Origin of the sequence: Psychrobacter sp. TB20-MNA-CIBAN-0197, assembly GCF_040309765.1 — a bacterium.
In the GTDB taxonomy this organism is placed as follows: domain Bacteria; phylum Pseudomonadota; class Gammaproteobacteria; order Pseudomonadales; family Moraxellaceae; genus Psychrobacter; species Psychrobacter submarinus.
Genome location: NZ_JBEOPC010001020.1, coordinates 1 through 253 on the forward strand (window position 1 = coordinate 1; position 253 = coordinate 253).

Consider the following 253-nt stretch of genomic DNA (forward strand, 5'->3'; position numbering starts at 1 on the left):
CTTTTTAACAGACGGCCAACCAGGTGAGCGTGGTACGTTAACCTTTGATTATGAGCGCGATGCTTATAGTTCAATGATACGCTTTAACTACTTTGGCGAAACCGATGTTAAATACTTTGCTAACGACCATATTTCGTTACCTGGGTTTTTATCACCTACGGGTTCGTTTAAGCCTACCAGCACGGTTGAGTCAGCAGTATTGGTTGATTTAAACGTGACTTACCAAATTAACGATACGTTTGCTGTATCGGTT

1 protein-coding gene is annotated in these 253 nt (G+C 41.5%); it reads left to right on the plus strand.

Features of this window, described 5'->3' with window-relative positions:
- Window positions 1-253: hypothetical protein (locus AAEY83_RS16980; RefSeq protein ID WP_351060993.1), on the plus strand; the 253-nt coding region annotated here is incomplete at both ends.